General features: G+C 36.0%; 9 protein-coding genes. 2 read left to right on the forward strand and 7 right to left on the reverse strand.

The annotated features are described in order from the left end of the window. Positions 1-164: 164 nt before the first annotated feature. Positions 165-755, forward strand: coding sequence for a CAP domain-containing protein (locus IWX84_RS14925; protein ID WP_231385509.1), 591 nt, complete (start codon positions 165-167; stop codon positions 753-755). A 356-nt stretch (positions 756-1,111) separates the two neighbouring features. Then, complete coding sequence (locus IWX84_RS14930) at positions 1,112-1,615, forward strand: CAP domain-containing protein (RefSeq protein WP_196851550.1); 504 nt, start codon at positions 1,112-1,114, stop codon at positions 1,613-1,615. 62 nt (positions 1,616-1,677) lie between these two features. Here IWX84_RS14930 and IWX84_RS14935 read toward each other — a convergent pair whose 3' ends face one another. The 7 genes from IWX84_RS14935 to IWX84_RS14965 form a co-directional block, all read right to left on the reverse strand. Further along, positions 1,678-3,621 (reverse strand): OmpA family protein, encoded by a 1,944-nt coding sequence (locus IWX84_RS14935; protein WP_196851551.1) that lies wholly within the window; start codon positions 3,619-3,621, stop codon positions 1,678-1,680. 28 nt (positions 3,622-3,649) lie between these two features. Beyond that, complete coding sequence (locus IWX84_RS14940) at positions 3,650-4,060, reverse strand: flagellar motor protein MotB (protein WP_196851552.1); 411 nt, start codon at positions 4,058-4,060, stop codon at positions 3,650-3,652. 11 nt (positions 4,061-4,071) lie between these two features. Continuing rightward, positions 4,072-4,980: a type IX secretion system membrane protein PorP/SprF gene (locus tag IWX84_RS14945; RefSeq protein WP_196851553.1), complete on the reverse strand. Its 909-nt coding sequence runs from the start codon at positions 4,978-4,980 to the stop codon at positions 4,072-4,074. Between the two features lie 163 nt (positions 4,981-5,143). Continuing rightward, entirely contained in the window at positions 5,144-14,059 is an 8,916-nt protein-coding gene (locus IWX84_RS14950; RefSeq protein ID WP_196851554.1) for a gliding motility-associated C-terminal domain-containing protein, read from the reverse strand. Between the two features lie 1,952 nt (positions 14,060-16,011). Beyond that, positions 16,012-17,955 (reverse strand): OmpA family protein, encoded by a 1,944-nt coding sequence (locus tag IWX84_RS14955; RefSeq protein WP_196851555.1) that lies wholly within the window; start codon positions 17,953-17,955, stop codon positions 16,012-16,014. A gap of 11 nt (positions 17,956-17,966) precedes the next feature. Continuing rightward, complete coding sequence (locus IWX84_RS14960; RefSeq protein ID WP_196851556.1) at positions 17,967-18,875, reverse strand: type IX secretion system membrane protein PorP/SprF; 909 nt, start codon at positions 18,873-18,875, stop codon at positions 17,967-17,969. A gap of 62 nt (positions 18,876-18,937) precedes the next feature. After that, positions 18,938-21,397, reverse strand: a 2,460-nt coding sequence (locus tag IWX84_RS14965; protein ID WP_196851557.1) for a gliding motility-associated C-terminal domain-containing protein, incomplete at its 5' end; no start/stop codon positions are given.

Here is a 21,397-nt window from a genome sequence, read left to right on the forward strand (position 1 = left end):
AGCTTCTCTTCTTTGGTAAATTTTCTCTTTTCCATCGTACAAAATTATAGATTTCTATTTATAATTGTGTCCGATTATTTAAGGGGCTGAAACACAGCAAACTCAAAATTATTCAAATAATTTGGAATGCAAACTAATTGATAATTCAACGACTACAAATTTTTATGAAATTAAAATCACTTTTTACATTATTACTTATTTCAGTAATAAGTACGATGAATTCTTGTACCTCGGATCATTATGTAGCCCCTAATGCGCCAACAGCATCAGTATCCCCAGTTACAACACCAACACCAGTAGCGCCGACTACATCAACAACATCTTTACCCGTTGCAACAGCTAGTCCATTACCAATATCAGATACATATAGTTATACCTATACCACTGCTGAGATCCAACTTATGGATTTAATAAATGCTTATAGAGTAAATAATGGGCTAAAATCTTTGCAGAAAACGAATTACATTTCCTTAAAAGCTGAAGAACACAATAATTATATGATTACTACGAATATACTTAGTCATGATAATTTCAGTGCGCGTTCTCAAGACATAATGAAGGTTTTAGGAGCTAACGCAATAGCTGAAAATGTTGCGTATAATTATAGTAATGCACAAGCTGCTTTTGATGCTTGGTTAGCCAGTCCTGGACATAAAGCTAATATTGTAGGTAATTTTACCAATTTTGGAATTTCGATTAGAGTGAGTTCAACTGACGGCAGAAAATATTATACCAATATTTTTGCGAAGATATAAATTATTCTTTTGGCATATTGAGGCTGTATCATCAAGATGCAGTCTCTTTTTTTATACAAGTGGATATGCAAATTAAATAGTGCACAAAATTAACTAATTGACTGTAAATCAAATACTGATTAATTTGGCATGTAATTTTATATATAACTTAACAAGAATGCACTTAAAAAATCGATGATTATAATAAAATATGTAAGAAATATATAGGTAAATTAATAATTATAATGTATTTCATCGATTTTATTTGGTAGTTTGCCGACAAAAAATGTAGTTTTAAATAATATTAAAAATCAAAAATTATTAATATCCTAAAGAAGTTTGCCCCACATTCTACTTTAAACTTAAACTACTATTTTATGAAACTAAACCTACTTAGTAAAATTTTGCTTGTTTCGGTGACCTATTTTATGGTTTCGTGTTCTGCTGATAATTCTACATCAGCAACTGCAGAAGCTTCGGCTCAAAAAGTGACTGAATATACATATAGCGCTACAGAATTACAAACTATGGATTTGATTAATGGTTACAGAGTTAGTGTAGGTTTAAATCCTTTAGCAAAAATTAATCATATTTCATTTAAGTCAGAAGAGCACGTTAATTATATGATCACTAATAATGTGGTCAATCACAATGATTTTGTTGCTCGAGCTGAAAACATTATGAAAGTTTTAGGTGCTAAAACAGTTAGTGAAAATATTGCATACAACTATAATAGTCCTCAAGCAGCTTTAAAGGCTTGGTTAGAAAGTCCAGGACACAAAGTTAACATTGAAGGTGACTTTACTAATTTTGGGATATCCATTAGAGAAAATCCGGCGAATGGAAGAAAATATTACACTAATATCTTTGTGAAAATATAAGTCGAGTTTTTTATTTTGGATTAAGAGGCTGTTTCCCCCAAGTCGCAGCCTCTTTTTAATTTTTACAAAGCAGTAATTATAAATTCACTTCGTCTGTTAAGTTGATGTTCATCTTCAGTACATTCCATATTATCAGAGCATTTGTTTACAAGTTGATTTTCACCATATCCTTTACCGGTCAATCTACTCGAATCTACTCCGTTTTTAACCAACCATTTTATAGTCGATTTAGCTCTTCTATCGGATAATGATTCGTTGTATTTGAATGTTCCTCGACTATCAGTATGGGAACGTATATCTAGTTTCATAGTTGGATTTTGATTTAAGACATCTAATATTTTTTCTAAATCAATTGCTGCTTCTTCTCTAATGTTAGATTTATCAAAATCAAAATAGATCATTTTTATTCCAAAACATTTACCTAAATCATCTCCAATAGTGACCTTGCATTTGGATTTTTCCAATGCGATTGGTAAATATGTTTTACCATTTTCTTCGGCAATAGTAATTTTTTGTTCTTTGGTTGTATATTCTGTTTTTTCGGCTCTTATATTATACATTTTACCACACTCTACTTTAAAAGTATAGTTACCTTTTTCATCAGATACAGTTGAACTAATAAGGCTAAAAAGACTATCGTATATACTAATTTTGGCATCTGGAAGAAGTTCCTTTGTTACCAAATCTGTAACTTCGCCATACAATGACTGCTCGCAAGTAAGTCTTTTAGTTTCCAAGAATTTATAAATATCATCGAAGCCTTGACCACCATCTCTATTGGAACTAAAATAACCTCTTCTTGATTTCGTATCAATTATATAAGCAAAATCATCTTTAGGAGAGTTAACATCAGCTCCAACATTCTGTACTTTACTGAATGTACCATCTGTATTTATTTTTGATACAAAAACATCTAATCCGCCTAGACCTGGGTGACCATCTGAGGCAAAATAGATCTCGTTTTCATCATTGACGAAAGGAAAAGTTTCTTTACCTTCAGTATTGATTACGTTACCTAAATTTTCTGGAGTGCCAAAACTGCCATCGTCATTAATTTTGACTTTAAATATATCGGACTGACCTAACGTTCCCGGCATATCAGAAGCAAAATATAAAGTCTTGCCATCGGGACTTAAGGCGGGATGCGCTGTACTATAATTATTGCTGTCAAACGGTAATTCTGTTATTTTAGTCCACGTATTATTTTCTAAACTAGCTTTGTAAATTTTTATTAAAGTAATGTCATTTCCGTCTTTTCCTTTTTTACCATTGAGAAAGTTATTTCTGGTAAAATACATTGTCTTTCCATCAGCTGTAAAAACAGGCGTTGCTTCATGAAATTTTGAGTTGATAGTTTTATCAAATTTCTTTGGCGCCCCCTTTATCATGTTATCACCTAAATCAGCAGTATATAAGTTTGTAAAGGGTTGACCCGTCCATGAATTAGTTCTATGTCCTAAACTTCCTGTGTCTCGAGCTGACGTAAATACGATTTTATTTGAATAAATAGTGGTACCATAATCTGAATATTTAGAATTTACTCCTGCATCTTCTAATTGATATCTTCCAGAGTTAGCTTTTATTGCTTCTAAATAGTCTGGATTTTCTTTAAAAAGTTTTCCTCTACTATCGTTTCCTGATTTTTGAATGAATTTTTCTAACATTTCATTTGCCTTATCATTTTGACCAATTGATCGTAAAGATTGGGCATAACGGTAATAATATTCGGCTTCCAAATCAGTTTCAGTACTCATGGCAAACAATTCGCTATACCATTTAGCAGCTTTATCAAGTTCACCATTGAAATAATAGGCATTTCCTAATTTTTTAAACATATCCACGGATTTATATCCTTTTTCAGCCACCCTTTCATAGGTTTTTATGGCATCAACGTATGCATAGTTGTCATATTTTTTGTCCGCTGCGGTTACTCGCGCTTTTTGGGAATAAATGTTACATGAAAAAACACTTACTATTGTTATGTAAAGGAGTATATAATTTTTCATAATAATTGTTTTAAGGAGAATCTTCGAGTTATTTTTTAATTTTGTTTTCATAATTTTTTTTAGAATCAATAGCTTCTAATTTTTGCTTTAATTTTTCTAATATTTCGTCGGCTTTACCCTTTTGACCTATAAAAATTAAAGACTGAGCATATTGATTATAATATTTGGGTTCCAAATCACTAGTCATCGCAAATAATTCACCATACCATTTAGCGGCTTTGTCCAGTTCAGCATATGAGTAGTATGAATTACCTAATTTTTGAAATAGATCTACTGATTTATACCCTTTTTCAGCTACCCTTTCATATGTTTTTAACACATCGATGTAGGCATATTTATCATTTATTTTATTGGTTACATAAAATTTTTCGTTTTGGGAATAAATTTTAAATGAAATAAGACTTAATGATGTTGTTATATAAATAATAATGTTTCTCATAGAGATTGATTTTAAAAAAATCTCGGAGTAATAATTTTATTGGTATTATTGAATAATTCATAGCGCAAGAAAATCTCGTGCGAACCAGAATTATAACGGTTTAAATTAGTAGTTTCATGATCATAGCCGTATCCTATATACAAACCATCTGAAACTTGAAAACCAACCATAGCGCTTAATGCAGCGCTCCATCTGTAAGCCACTCCCACAACAAACTTTTCACTGAACATGAAATTTGCGGAAACATCTACCTGAAGAGGAGCCCCAACAACCATTTTAGTTAGCATTGCAGGTTTGAATTTAATGTCATTAGTTAAATCAAACACATAACCAGCAATTAAATAATAGTTGATTTTTTCTTTAAAGATTGCTACTTCATTATCATCATATCTTTTTGATTCGATAAAGTTAGGCACGGAAAAACCTACATATGCTTTAGAAGAATGTAGATAAATACCCGCACCGATATTTGGCGAAAATTTATTACTGTAATCATGTAGACTAGGATCATCATCAGCTGGATTTAATCTTGAGACATCTAAGTCAAACAGATTAGCAGTTGCTTTAATACCAAACGAAAGTTTAAAAGTCTCTGAGGTAGGTATGGTATAGGACAAATCAGCGGAAAGTGTATTCTCGTGAGTTGGTCCTATTTTATCATTGACAATAGAAACTCCCAATCCCAAATTACTTCCGTTTAATGGCGTATTTACGGACACCGCATTAGTAACTGGTGCGCCGTCTAGCCCTACCCATTGCGTACGATGCAAGGCAAAAATACTTAGAACTCCTCTTGATCCAGCATAAGCAGGATTAATATTGATTGTGTTGTACATGTATTGCGTAAATTGAGCATCTTGTTGCGCAAAACTTACCATGGCTGTAAACATCAAAACGAATGAAAATAGTTTTGTTTTCATAGTAGATATTTATAATTTTTAATTAGCTATCGAACAGATTATTAAAGAGTTCAACAGGTCAAATGGATTAAATTAATTAACGTTTATCATTAGAAGATAGGAGCACTTGATTCTATTTTTATAAGACCTGAGAATCCTTTTATCCTCAGGTCTTAGATTTTAATTATCTAGTTAGGTATAAATACCCGTCTTTTTTATTCGTCTGAAGGTTACCATTATTGTCTTTAGAGGTGTAATTCAGAATATAGAAGTAAACGCCACTAGGTAAGCCAGAAGACTGACTAATGGTTGTTCTTCCTCTTGAAATTCCATTGAAATTATTAGTTTCGTTGTTATAGTTTCGAGTTTCAAAAACCAATACTCCCCAACGATTGTAAATTTCGACCGTATTATCCGGATAACAATCGGCGGTAGGATTAATATTGTCGATTATGAAATTTTCATTAATTCCATCTCCATTTGGAGAGAAGGCATTATGAACCAATACCGTAGCACAAGGCAAAACTATACCTTTGCAGGATTCATCTATCGTCATATTTATCTTAATGCTTCTAGGACAATTTGCATCTTCAATTTTGTATTCGAAAACATAATCATCTTTAGCAAGACCAAAAACAGTAAGTATACTTCCTTGTAGGGTTACTGAATTATTTGTCGCTGTCCAGCTTCCGTTTGCAGGAGTTCCTACAGGTAAAAGACTAGATAGATCAATCGTTGTCACTTCCCCGTTATTACAAGCAGAGGCGGGAATTGTTACAAGACTATTTGAAATAGAAACATTAACAATTTGGGTAATTGTGGATGTGTTTCCACAAGAATCTGATACAGTCCATTTTCTCACAATTGAATAGGAATCTTGAGTTCTATTTATAATGTTTTCTATAAATGTAGCAGGTGAAACAGATGAACAATTGTCAACGAACACGAGTTCAGGTCTTGCAGGAATCGCATCACAACTCACGTCTATAGTTGAGCTAAATGGAGTTGCAGTTGTAGGACCAGCTAGATCTTGAACATTAATAGTTTGTGAGGCAGTAGAAGTATTTCCACATGCATCTTGAGCGGTCCAAGTTCTGGTTACGGAATAGGAACCGGCGCAAGCACCATTAGTAGTTACATCTATGAATTTCAATTCGAAAACAGAGCCACATTCATCAATTGCCGTTGCTTGAACAAATTCAGGTGTTGCTGGGCAAGAGATTGTTAAAGCAGCCGGTAATTGAGCAATCACAGGACCAGAAAGATCTTGAACGTTAATGGTTTGTGAAGCTGTTGAAGTATTTCCACAAGCATCTTTAGCCGTCCAAGTTCTTGTTACAGAATAAGTACCTGCGCAAGCCCCTGGAGTTTTTGCATCCGTTGACGTCAACGTAAAATCAGAGCCACATTCATCAGTTGCAGTTGCTTGAGCAAACTCAGGTGTTGCAGGGCATGAAATCGTTGAATCTGTTGGTAAAGCGGCAATCACAGGACCAGAAAGATCTTGAACGTTAATGGTTTGTGAAGCTGTAGAAGTATTTCCACAAGCATCTTTAGCGGTCCAAGTTCTAGTTATAGAATAGGAACCAACACAAGCACCTGAAGTTTTAGCATCCGTTGAAGTCAATAAAAATTCAGAGCCACATTCATCAATTGCCGTTGCTTGAACAAATTCAGGAGTTGCAGAACAAGAAATGGTTGAAGCAGCTGGTAAAGCAGCAATAACTGGAGCAACTGTATCTTGAACATTGATGGTTTGAGACGAAGTAGATGAATTTCCACAAGCATCTTTAGCGGTCCAAGTTCTGGTAACAGAATAGGAACCGGCACAAGCACCATTGACAGTCGTATCGACATGAGTCAATTCGAAAGCAGAACCACATTCGTCAGTTGCAATTGCTTGAGTAAACTCAGGCGTTGCAGAACAAGAGATTGTTGTAGCTGACGGTAAATTAGCAATTACTGGAGCAGTTACATCTTGAACATTGATGGTTTGAGACGAAGTAGATGAATTTCCACAAGCATCTTTAGCGGTCCAGGTTCTGGTAACAGAATAGGAACCGGCACAAGCACCATTAGTACTTACGTCTATGAAGTTCAATTCAAAAGCAGAACCACATTCATCTGTTGCAGTTGCTTGAGCAAACTCAGGTGTTGCAGGGCAAGAGATTGTTGAGGCTGTTGGTAATTGAACAATCACAGGACCAGTTACATCTTGAACGTTAATGGTTTGTGAAGCTGTTGAAGTATTTCCACAAGCATCTTTAGCCGTCCAAGTTCTGGTAACAGAATAGGAACCGGCACAAGCACCATTATTACTTACGTCTATGAAGTTCAATTCAAAAGCAGAACCACATTCATCTGTTGCAGTTGCTTGAGCAAACTCAGGTGTTGCAGGGCAAGAGATTGTTGAGGCTGTTGGTAATTGAGCAATCACAGGACCAGTTACATCTTGAACGTTAATGGTTTGTGAAGCCGTAGAAGTATTTCCACAGTCATCTTTAGCGGTCCAAGTTCTGGTTACAGAATAAGTTCCGGCGCAAGCACCATTAGTACTTACGTCTATGAAGTTCAATTCGAAAGCAGAACCACATTCGTCAGTTGCCGTTGCTTGAGTAAACTCAGGCGATGCAGGACAAGAAATCGTTGAAGCAGTTGGTAAAGCGGCAATTACTGGAGCAGTTACATCTTGAACATTGATGGTTTGAGACGAAGTAGATGAATTTCCACAAGCATCTTTAGCGGTCCAGGTTCTGGTAACAGAATAGGAACCGGTACAAGCACCATCGACTGTCGTATCGATATGAGTTAATTCGAAAGCAGAACCACATTCGTCAGTTGCCGTTGCTTGAGTAAACTCAGGCGCTACAGGACAAGAAATCGTTGAAGCAGTTGGTAAAGCGGCAATTACTGGAGCAGTTACATCTTGAACATTGATGGTTTGAGACGAAGTAGATGAATTTCCACAAGCATCTTTAGCGGTCCAGGTTCTGGTAACAGAATAGGAACCAGTACAAGCGCCATTAGTACTTACGTCTATGAAGTTCAATTCGAAAGCAGAACCACATTCGTCAGATGCCGTTGCTTGAGTAAACTCAGGCGTTGCAGGACAAGAGATTGTTGTAGCTGCTGGCAGTTCAGTAATTACTGGAGCATTTATATCTTGAACGGTAATAGTTTGCACCGAAGAAGAAGAATTGCTGCAAGCATCAGTAAATGTCCAAGTTCGAGTGATAACGTACGAGTTAGCACACAGACGTTCTGATATAACATCTATTCCTGCAGTCGTAATTTGACCGGCACAATTATCAATCGCTGTAAGCGAAGGCATGACAGGTACATTCGTACTACAAGATACAGTCACATCAGCAGGAGCTTGAGGAGCTACAGGTTTAGTTTTATCTACTACAGTAAATGTAGCTGAACTTGATGCAGTATTTCCACATCCATCTTTTGCAGTAAATATAACTGTCACTGCAGCCGAACAATCATTTGAAAGGGCATTAAAGTTATTAGACCAAGTTACGTTTGAACAAGTGTCGGAAGCAGTTGCGCCTCCATTATTAGCTAACCAATCACCTATTAAATTTTGATTCCCATCTCCATTACACTCGACAGTCGTGTTTGAAGCGGCTGTGTTAATTGTAGGAGGAGTTGTATCTTGAATAGTAATTATCTGAGTAAATATTGAAGAAGTGTTACCACATTCATCTACTACAATCCAAGTATTGGTATACGTTCCTGCATTAGTACATCCTTCGGATGGTTTAAATATACCGCACACTTTTTGGATATCTTTAACATCTGAATCGCAATTGTCAGTAGCTATCGGAAATAAAGCTTGAGCCGTTGCTAATCCATTAACATCACTACATTCGACAGTAACGTTTAATGAGTTTTCTGCTGTAATCCAAGTAGGTTTAATTGTATCAATTACTTGAATTATCTGATCAAATTTAACAGCATTGCTGCAAGCGTCGCTTACAGACCAATGTCTTACGATTATCTTATTATTTGTGCACAAAACAGCAGGTCTTAAGCAGACACTTTTGAAATCTATACTACCATTGACACTAGCTTGCTTTCTTGAATAAATAAACCAATTACCATTCATAGGGCCAGTAAGATTTTCAAAACTAGAGACATATGATGTTATTCCAGAAATAGTATTTGGAGAAGTAGTTCCTCCATTTGGAATAAAGTTTTGGCTTACACCATCTTGAACAAAATTGTTGTTATTCCATTGTGGATATCCAGAACTGTTTGGGTAAAATACAGGTAAATATAATTCCTTAGTATTGGATGTTGCGTCGTCACAAGCGCCTCCTGTACAATATGGACCAACTAAAATAACTGCCTGACCGTTAGGCGAAACTAGAGTAAATTCGGCTCTTCCTTTTCCTTGGTTCGTTTCAAAAGCTAAAGCCACTTTTTCAATGGCACTTGCTAAAACACCATCAAATCCAGAAACAGTAAAGGGAAAATAATTACCCACTCCTGCGTTAATTGATTGATTGTCTGACTCGCCAAAGCAATCACCATCTGTATAAGTTGCTGTAGGATTAGAATCACAATTATCTTTAATATTTGTAACTGTGCCTGTAGATGCAGTACTTAGATCAGTAAAACAATTTTTATCACTGCTGAGAATGATATTAGCTGGAGCTGTAAACGTTGGCGGAGTTTTATCTTCTATTGTGAAAACAGCAGTAGTTTGGCTAGCGTTTCCACACTGGTCAGTGGCAATAAAAGTTACTGAAGCATTTCCTGTAGCTCCGCAACCGTTGCTTAATGCTGAGAAGTTGTTGGACCAACTTATAGTTGAACAGGCATCATTTGCAGCAGCACCTCCATGATTATTTAGCCAAGTCTGCAATGCTGCGTCATTTCCAATGCCGTCACATTCTACTGTTTTGTTAGATGCATTTGTAGATATAACAGGTTTAGTATTATCAGTTACGGTGAACACTTGGCTTACGCTGGTAGCATTACCGCAAGAATCTGTAATAGTATAGGTTCTGGTGATTGACCCACTGCAAGTAGTACCTACCAACGAACCTGTTGAAGAGGTAACAACTAGATTTGCTGTAGACGAACAATTATCACTCGCTGCTGCACCCCCAAGTGCATTGAAGTTCGCAATAGTTGTTACAGCTGCAGGTAAGTCACTTGCACATTCAAGATCTGTTGTTGATGGTGTAGTTACAGTTGGTTTAGTGTTATCAGTTACTGTGAACACTTGGTTTACGCTGGTAGCATTACCACAAGAATCTGTAATAGTATAGATTCTGGTGATTGACCCGCTGCAGGTAGTACCTACCAACGAACCTGTTGAAGAGGTAACAACTAGATTTGCTGTATTCGAACAATTATCACTCGCTGCTGCACCCCCAAGTGCATTGAAGTTCGCAATAGTTGTTACAGCCGCAGGCAAGTCACTTGCACATTCAAGATCTGTTGTTGATGGTGCAGTTACAGTTGGTTTAGTGTTATCAGTTACAGTGAACACTTGGCTCACGCTGGTAGCATTACCACAAGCATCTGTAATAGTATAGGTTCTGGTGATTGACCCACTGCAGGTCGTACCTACCAACGAACCTGTTGAAGAGGTAACAACTAGATTTGCTGTAGTCGAACAATTATCACTCGCAGCCGCACCCCCAAGTGCATTGAAGTTGGCAATAGTTGTTACAGCCGCAGGCAAGTCACTTGCACATTCAAGTTCTGTTGTTGATGGTGCAGTTACAGTTGGTTTAGTGTTATCAGTTACAGTGAACACTTGGCTCACGCTGGTAGCATTACCACAAGCATCTGTAATAGTATAGGTTCTGGTGATTGAGCCACTGCAGGCAGTACCTACCAACGAACCTGTTGAAGAGGTAACAACTAGATTTGCTGTAGTGGAACAATTATCACTCGCTGTTGCACCCCCAAGTGCATTGAAGTTCGCAATAGTTGTTACAGCAGCCGGTAAATCAGTTGCACATTCAAGATCTGTTGTTGATGGTGCTGTTACAGTTGGTTTAGTGTTATCAGTTATGGTAAACACTTGGTTTACGCTGGTAGCATTACCACAAGAATCTGTAATAGTATAGGTTCTGGTGATTGACCCGCTACAAGTAGTACCTACCAACGAACCTGTTGAAGAGGTAACAACTAGATTTGCTGTATTCGAACAATTATCGCTCGCTGCTGCACCCCCAAGTGCATTGAAGTTCGCAATAGTTGTTACAGCAGCCGGTAAGTCACTAGCACATTCAAGATCTGTAGTTGATGGTGCAGTTACAGTTGGTTTAGTGTTATCAGTTACTGTGAACACTTGGCTTACACTGGTAGCATTACCACAAGAATCTGTAATAGTATACGTTCTTGTGATTGACCCACTGCAAGTAGTACCTACAAACGAACCTGTTGAAGAGGTAACAACTAGATTTGCTGTAGTCGAACAATTATCACTCGCTGCTGCACCCCCAAGTGCGTTGAAGTTCGCAATAGTTGTTACAGCTGCAGGTAAGTCGCTTGCACATTCAAGATCTGTAGTTGATGGTGCAGTTACAGTAGGTTTAGTGTTATCAGTTATGGTGAACACTTGGCTTACGCTGGTAGCATTACCACAAGAATCTGTAATAGTATAGGTTCTGGTGATTGAGCCACTGCAGGTAGTACCTACCAACGAACCTGTTGAAGAGGTAACAACTAGATTTGCTGTATTCGAACAATTATCACTCGCCGCTGCACCCCCAAGTGCGTTGAAGTTCGCAATAATTGTTACAGCCGCAGGCAAGTCACTTGCACATTCAAGATCTGTTGTTGATGGTGCAGTTACAGTTGGTTTAGTGTTATCAGTTACTGTGAACACTTGGCTTACGCTGGTAGCATTACCACAAGAATCTGTAATAGTATAGGTTCTGGTGATTGACCCACTGCAAGTAGTACCTACCAACGAACCTGTTGAAGAGGTAACAACTAGATTTGCTGTAGTGGAACAATTATCACTCGCCGCCGCACCCCCAAGTGCGTTGAAGTTCGTGATGGTTGTTACAGCCGCAGGCAAGTCACTTGCACATTCAAGATCTGTTGTTGATGGTGCAGTTACAGTTAGTTTAGTGTTATCAGTTACAGTGAACACTTGGCTCACGCTGGTAGCATTACCACAAGAATCTGTAATAGTATAGGTTCTTGTGATTGACCCGCTGCAGGTAGTACCTACCAACGAACCTGTTGAAGAGGTAACAACTAGATTTGCTATAGTGGAACAATTATCACTCGCCGCTGCACCCCCAAGTGCGTTGAAGTTCGCAATAGTTGTTACAGCTGCAGGTAAGTCACTTGCACATTCAAGATCTGTTGTTGATGGTGCAGTTACAGTTGGTTTAGTGTTATCAGTTACTGTAAACACTTGGCTTACGCTGGTAGCATTACCACAAGGATCTGTAATAGTATAGGTTCTTGTGATTGACCCGCTGCAAGTAGTACCTATTAACAAACCTGTTGAAGCGGTAACAACTAGATTTGCTGTATTGGAACAATTATCACTCGCTGCTGCACCCCCAAGTGCGTTAAAGTTCGCAATAGTTGTTACAGCCGCAGGTAAATCGGTTGCACATTCAAGATCTGTTGTTGATGGTGCAGTTACAGTTGGTTTTGTATCATCCAAAACATTTACTGTTTTTGTACAGATAGAAGTACAACCATTTGTTCCAGTAATTGTTAATGATAAAGTAAATGTTTCATTGCAGTTCGCGCCTGCAGTTACAGTTACGCTTTGAGAATTTGTACTTCCAACTATTGTTCCGTTTCCTGAAATACTCCATGCGTATGTAGCACTGACAGGCGCAGAATAACTATTAGAAGAAGATGATGGACATAAAGGACCATTAGGACCATTGATAGAACAAGTTAAAGGTTGATTTACTGTAATAACCACGTCGTCAGATACCGTACATTGTGCTCCTGAACCTACTATAGGTCCCGTTACTACAGTAAGTCGAAATGTAGCTGAACTTCCGGTTATGTTTACAAGTGAATGCAGATCATTTGAATCTGTAATAGTAGCGGATCCACTTATTAGAGTCCATGTTTTAGATATAATGGTGTAACCATCACTAGGAATAGCCACTCCTTGAAGCATGTATGAAGACCCTGCACATGTAGTATCGTCATCTCCAGCATCAGCACTTCCAAGGGTGAGGTTATCAATAGGAAGCGGCTCAAAAAAGTCTTTAATAGCTGCGGATGATGATATTGAGGTTTTAGATTTAACAAAAACTGTTTTTATTATAAGACTACTACATGGGTCAATTTTACCTAATACCGCTGATAAATTTACCGCAGATTCAATAAATGTATTTTCTAAGTAGTTATTAACTCCAAATGCTTGAAACGGTACAGGAACATTAGTGGAATTTCCTGCAGCATAAACGGAGTCGGGTAGAAGTGAGGCAAAATAGGTTTTGTATCCCCATACACTTCCATTAAATTCCCATCTTTGAATGTCAAATTTGGCAACACCGCTTTCAAAATATACTGTCAACAAGAAATCACCTTCAGTTCTTCCACCAGTTGAGGCGGGCGCCAAAGTTTGAAAACCAGTAGCAGTTTTAGTCATAGCAGTTTGAAGAAACTCAAAATCAACATAGGCATTACCGCTATTGCTTAAACGATCAGCGGCAAAAATGACCCATACATTTCCCTTAACATCAGTTGTTAGATGAATTAAAGCATTGTTCATGTCTGTTTTGTCATTCGCAGTCCCAGTAACCCATGACCAACTATTTGGATTGTCACCTACTTTATCGCCACCTCCAAAAATGTTGTCACCTGAAGTGTTATAGGGATCAAAGAGATGATAAGTAGTTCCTGAAATTAAAGGGGCTCCTGAATTTGCAAGCACGAATCCGCCTGTTCCGGTTCCATCGACCCAATCTCCAGTATTTGTGTCGGCTTTAAGTGTTCCGTCGATAGAAAAACCTCCACTTGGTGTATTAACTGGTGCAATACCAGGGCCAATGGTTTGGGCAAGTATACCTGACGAGAAACTTAAAAAAGTTACTAAAAAGTAATAAAACAGCTTTGTTGAAATAGTAAAAGTTGATTTCATGTTGATTTGTTTTAAATCGTTAGAAAGGGAAGTAATTTTGATAGCAGAGATTAGGGTTGAGAATGCTTATGTATATTGACGAATTTTTAATTTTCATCAACTCCTTAAACTTCATAGGGATCAGATCTATTTTTTTAGAAATAGTATTTAAATAATTAAATAAGGGATCAACTGATATTTTCTTTTGAAAAAGGGATATCATAGTTTGAACGAAATAAGCCCAATATTTTGGAACTTCAAATTCAGAATATTTATTCGTAGCTAGTAGGTGGAAAACTAGGGTATGAAAAGTAATTTTTTCTTTCATAATAATTATATTTTAATTTTTTAGATAATAAAATGTTGTTATTTTATGGAATAATCTTCGATGAGAATTAATTAAATTTTAAGTAAAATCGTTGCTGTAACTCTATTATTTAGTTAAAGAGTTGAGTTCTCAATAAAATTTATTTAATTTATTTTTTAAACCTAACTATATGTATTACAAGTGTTTGAATTTATATTTAAGAATTGAAAACTTTCTTTTTTTTTGGGGTTAAAGAATTTTTTCAGTCGTAGGTGACTTTCCTTATTTAATAATATTCAATCATTACAAATTTCAATCTTGACTTCACGCTTAATTTTAGCTTTTTCAGGAATGAAAACTTTCTTTTTTTGGGGTTAAAGAATTTTTTCAGTCGTAGGTGACTTTCCTTATTTAATAATATTCAATCATTGTAAATTTCAATCTTGACTTCACGCTTAATTTTCACTTTTTCAGGAATGAAAACTTTCTTTTTTTTGGGGTTAAAGAATTTTTTCAGTCGTAGGTGACTTTCCTTATTTAATAATATTCAATCATTACAAATTTCAATCTTGACTTCACGCTTAAATTTCACTTTTTCAGGAATGAAAACTTTCTTTTTTTGGGGTTAAAGAACTTTTTCAGTCGTAGGTGACTTTCCTTTTTTAATAATATTCAATCATTGCAAATTTCAATCTTGACTTCACGCTTAATTTTAGCTATATTAGGAATGAAAACTTTCTTTTTTTGGGGTTAAAGAACTTTTCCAGTCGTAGGTGACTTTCCTTTTTTTCTAATTTTAAAAAACATTGAATCAATACAATTTCACAACCTTGAATCAGAGTTCAATTTTAGCTTTTTCAGGAATGAAAACTTTCTTTTTTTGGGGTTAAAGAACTTTTCCAGTCGTAGGTGACTTTCCTTTTTTTCTAATTTTAAAAACATTCAATTACTACAGCCTTACAATCTTGAGATCAAGTTTATTTCTACATTTTTTAGGATTGAAAATATTCTTTTTTTGGGGTTAAAGAACTTTTTCGGTCGTAGGTGACCTTCCTTTTTTTGTATTTTTAAAACATTAAAATAATGCAATTTTTCAATCTTGAGTTCAGGCTTAATTCTAGTTTTAGATAATTTTTTATTTACGTTATAATTATTTTATTCCTGTTAGATTCTATTTTTTTTGTCTCAAACTATTTACAAACAGTTTGTTAATATCTATAAGTAAAGTTAAGTATAATTAACAATATTGATTATTTTTTTCTGTCAATAACCTATATACTCGTTGAAATGTATGTTTTTATCATAAAATTTTTAATTTTTCACTTCAAAATTTTCACTTTTGTTTCGTACATAAATAAGTACAAATGTCTTTATTTCTTTTAATACTAATTTTTAAGAAAAAACTTAAAAAATAATGTGATATAGAAATAATTTTTAAAAATAAAAATTTTAATATTGCTGCCTGGAAAGGATATCTCTTGTCACCAATCATTAAAAAAAAATATTTTTTAGCAAAATTAAAGGTCATTTAAACCTAAATCGTGTACCGAATATCATTCACAATATTAAAAAACATCTAATTTAAGAACCTCGAAAATGGTACTTTCGAGGTTTATTTATTTTACAATTGATTTACAAATACTTTGGCAATAATTATATATTTTATTTACAAAGCAGTAATTATAAATTCACTTCTTCTATTAAGTTGATGCTCTTCTTCAGTACATTCTACACCATCGGCACATTTATTTACGAGCTGGTTTTCACCATATCCTTTTCCCGTCAATCGAGTTGCATCAACTCCATTTTTAACTAACCACTCCACAGTTGATTTAGCTCTTCTATCGGATAGTGCTTCATTGTATTTGAATGTGGCTCGACTATCGGTATGAGAACGAATATCCAATTTCATAGTTGGATTTTGATTTAAAACATCTAATATTTTTTCTAGATCCAAAGCTGCTTCTTGTCGAATATTAGATTTATCCAGATCGAAGTAAATCATTTTTATTCCAAAACATTTACCTAAATCATCTCCAATAGTCACTTTACATTTCGATTTTTCCAAAGCTATAGGTAAATAAGTTTTCCCATTTTCTTCGGCAATTGTGATTTTTTGTTCTTTGGTTGTGTATTCTGTTTTTTCAGCTCTTACATAATAAGTTTTTCCACACTCAACGGTAAAAGTATAGTTCCCTTTCTCATCTGAAACTGCGGCAGTCTTTAGATTAAATTGTTCGTCATACAGACTGATTTTTGTATCTGCAAGAAACTCTTTCGTTGATACATCTGTAATTTCTCCATATAATAGTTGCTCACAAGTCAGTCTTTTAGTTTCTAAGAATTTATAAATATCATCATAACCCAGACCTCCGTCCTTATTAGAACTAAAAAAACCTCTTCTTGATTTAGTGTCAATCAAATAGGCGAAATCGTCTTTAGGAGAATTAATGTCTGATCCTACATTTTTAACTTCACTAAAAGTTCCGTCTGCGTTTATTTTGGATACAAAAACATCCAATCCGCCCAAGCCAGGATGTCCGTCTGAGGCAAAATAAAGTTCATTTTCATCATTTATAAACGGAAAAGTTTCTCGGCCTTCAGTATTAATTGTACTTCCTAGGGTTTCAGGAGTACCAAAACTGCCATCTTCATTAATTTTCGCCTTGAATAAGTCCGACTGACCTAATGTTCCCGGCATATCTGAAGCAAAATATAACGTTTTCCCATCAGGACTTAAAGCAGGATGTGCCGTACTATAATTGTTACTGTCAAAAGGTAAGTCGGTTACATTAGTCCATTTATCATTGATTAAACTCGCTTTGTATATTTTTATTAAGGTGATGCGATTTCCATCTTTTCCTTTTTTGCCATCTAGGTAATTGTTTCGGGTAAAATACATTGTCTTTCCATCAGAAGTAAAAACAGGTGTAGCTTCATGAAATTTAGAGTTAATGGTTCCATCAAATTTCTTAGGTATGGCTGGCGTCATATTCTCACCTAAATCTGCGGTGTATAAATTTGTAAAATATTGATTCGTCCATTTGTGTTTTCTTTGCCCCAAACTACCCGTATCTCTAGCCGACGCAAAAATGATTTTGTTTGAATAGATCGCAGATCCATAGTCAGAGTATTTAGAATTGACACCTGCATCTTCTATTTGGTATCGGCCTGAATTAGCTTTAATTGCTTCCAAATAATTGGGGTTATTTTTAAAAAGTTTACCTCTACTGTCGTTTCCCGATTTTTGAATAAATTTTTGTAACATTTCATCCGCCTTATCGTTTTGGCCTATAGAGCGTAAAGATTGTGCATAACGATAGTAATATTCCGCTTCCAAATCAGTTTCAGCGACCATGGCGAATAATTCACCGTACCATTTAGCGGCTTTGTCAAGTTCACCATTGAAGTAATAAGCATTCCCCAATTTTTTAAACATATCAACGGATTTATATCCTTTTTCCGCCACCCTTTCGTAGGTTTTTATAGCATCTATATAGGCATAGTTGTCATATTTTTTATCTGCTGCCGTTACTCTTGCTTTTTGAGAATAAATGTTACATGAAAAAACACTTACTAATGTTATGTAAAGGAGTATAATATTTTTCATAATAATTATTTTTAGAAGAATCTTGGGGTTATAATTTTATTCTGATTTTTGAATAATTCATAGCGTAAGAATATTTCATGCGAACCTGAATTATAATTGTTTAAAATAGTGGTTTCACGATCGTAACCGTAGCCAATGTACATGCCATCAGAAACTTGAAAACCAACCATGGCGCTTAAAGCTGCACTCCATCTATAGGCTAGTCCTACTACGAATTTTTCGCTAAACATAAAATTTGCTGATACATCTACTTGAAGAGGTGCTCCCAAAACCATTTTGGTTAGCATTGCAGGTTTGAATTTAACTTCACTAGTTAAGTCAAACACGTAACCGGCTATTAAATAATAATTGATTTTTTCTCTGAAAATAGCCACTTCATTATCATCATATCTTTTAGATTCAATAAAATTAGGGACTGAAAAACCGACATAAGCTTTGTCAGAATGTAAATAAACACCTGCACCAATATTTGGCGTAAATTTGTTACTGTAGTCATGTAAACTAGGATCATCATCAACTGGATTTAATTTGGATACATCCAAATCGAACAGATTAGCAGTTGCTTTAATACCAAACGAAAGTTTAAAAGTCTCTGAAGTAGGAATAGTGTAGGATAAATCAGCGGAGAGTGTATTCTCATGAGTAGGTCCAATTTTATCATTAATTACAGATACTCCTAATCCCAAATTATTTTCGTTTAGAGGAGTATTTATTGAAACTGCATTAGTTACCGGTGCCCCATCGAGTCCTACCCATTGCGTGCGATGCAAAGCAAATATGCTCATAGCTCCTCTCGATCCTGCGTAAGCAGGATTAACATTAATGGTGTTGTACATGTATTGTGTAAATTGTGCATCTTGTTGGCCATAACTTACAACTCCAGTAAACATCAAAACGAATATTAGTATTTTTGTCTTCATTAGGTTTCCTTTTTAAGCCTGAGGGTTAATAACAGCCTTCAAGAATTAGATTTAAGTTAAATTTATCTAGTAAGGTATAAATACCCATCTTTTTTATTAGTCTGAATATTACCATTACCATCTTTAGATGTGAAATTCAAAATGTAAAAATATGTTCCAGTTGGCAAACCGGTAGATTGACTAATTGTTGATCTACCTTGTGAAGTTCCATTGAAAACTTTGGTTGTATTATTATACCCAGTCGTTTCAAAAACCAAAACTCCCCAACGATTATAAATTTCAACAGTGTTATCTGGATAGCAGTTGTTGTACTCAATATTATCGATAATGAAATTCTCATTTAATCCGTCTCCATTTGGTGAAAAGGATTTATGAACTAATATAGTACCGCAAGGCAACACAACAGCACTACAGCTATTATTTATGTTCATATTTAACTTAATGGTTCTAGGGCAATTTACATCTTCAACTTTATATTCGAAAACATAATCACCTACGGCAAGACCTAAAACAGTAAGTATACTTCCTTGTAAGGGTACTGAATTATTCACCACTGTCCAATTTCCATTTGCTGGAGTACCTGCAGGTAAAAGACTAGATAGATCGATTGTTGAGATTTCCGCGTTATTACAAGCAGATGTAGGAATTGTTACCAAGCTGTTTGAAATGGAAACATTTACAATTTGGGTAAATGTTGATGCGTTTCCACAAGAATCTGATACGGTCCACTTTCTCATAATTGAATAGGAATCTTGAGTTCTATTTATAATGTTTTCTGTAAATAAAGCTGGTAAAACAACAGATGAACAATTGTCAACGAATGCGAGTTCAGGTTTTGCTGGAATCGCATCACAATTCACATTTATAGTTGAACTAAATGGAGTTGTAGTTGTAGGACCAGTTACATCTTGAACATTAATGGTTTGCGAAGCAATTGAGAAGTTGCCCGAATTATCAGTAACTGTCCAAGTTCTAGTTACCGAATAAGAACCAGCACATTGACCATTTGTAGTTTTATCTTCGAAAGTCAAAATAAAATTGCAATTATCAGTAGCAGTAGCAGTAGTAAAATTAGGAACTGAAGGACAGTTTATAGTAGTAGCTGCGGGTAAAGAGTTAATAATAGGTTTAGTAGTGTCGTTTACAACAATGTTTTGCGTAGCGGTTGTTGAATTTCCATTACCATCGTTAAAAGTCCAACTAATAACCGAAGTTCCTTGCGTACTTCTTGTCAAAGCATCAGAAGTAGTTCCAGTAATAGTTCCTGCGCAAGCATCAGTAGTAGTTGGAGCCACGGCAGTAGCCGAACATTCTCCTGTGGCATCCGCCAAAGTTGGCGTTACAGGTTTAGTATTGTCTTTTACAACTATATTTTGCGTAGCGGTTGTTGAATTTCCGTTACCATCATCAAAAGTCCAAGTAATAACCGAAGTTCCTTGAGTATTTCTTGTCAAAGCATCAGTGGTTGTTCCGGTGATTGTTCCGGCACAAGCATCAGTAGTGGTTGGAGCTGTTGCAGTAGCCGAACATTCTCCTGTGGCATCCGCCAAAGTTGGCGTTAGTGGTTTAGTAACATCTTTTACAACTATGTTTTGAGTAGCTGTGGTGCTATTTCCATTACCATCGTTAAAAGTCCAGGTAATAACTGAAGTTCCTTGGGTACTTCTTGTCAAAGCATCAGTAGTAGTTCCAGTGATTGTTCCGGCGCAAGCATCAGTAGTTGTTGGAGCCACAGCGGTTGCGGAACATTCTCCAGTTGCATCCGCCAAGGTTGGTGTTAGGGGTTTAGTATTGTCTTTAACCACTATGTTTTGAGTAGCTGTTGTCGCATTTCCATTACCATCATCAAAAGTCCAACTAATAACCGAAGTTCCTTGAGTGCTTCTTGTCAAAGCATCGGTGGTAGTTCCAGTAATGGTTCCCGCGCAAGCATCAGTCGCTGTTGGAGCCACAGCAGTAGCCGAACATTCGCCTGTAGCATCCGCCAAGGTTGGTGTTAGTGGTTTAGTAGTGTCGTTTACAACAATGTTTTGCGTAGCGGTTGTTGAATTTCCATTACCATCGTTAAAAGTCCAACTAATAACCGAAGTTCCTTGCGTACTTCTTGTCAAAGCATCAGAAGTAGTTCCAGTAATAGTTCCTGCGCAAGCATCAGTAGTAGTTGGAGCCACGGCAGTAGCCGAACATTCTCCTGTGGCATCCGCCAAAGTTGGCGTTACAGGTTTAGTATTGTCTTTTACAACTATATTTTGCGTAGCGGTTGTTGAATTTCCGTTGCCATCGTTAAAAGTCCAAGTGATTACAGAAGTACCTTGAGTACTTCTAGTCAACGCATCAGTGGTAGTTCCAATGATTGTTCCGGCGCAAGCATCAGTAGTTGTTGGAGCCACCGCAGTAGCCGAACATTCTCCGGTTGCATCCGCCAAGGTTGGCGTTACTGGTGTAGTAGTATCTTTTACCACTATGTTTTGCGTAGCGGTTGTTGAATTTCCGTTTCCATCATCAAAAGTCCAAGTAATAAC

Source organism: Flavobacterium sp. CG_9.10 (assembly GCF_015752245.1).
Taxonomy (GTDB): domain Bacteria; phylum Bacteroidota; class Bacteroidia; order Flavobacteriales; family Flavobacteriaceae; genus Flavobacterium.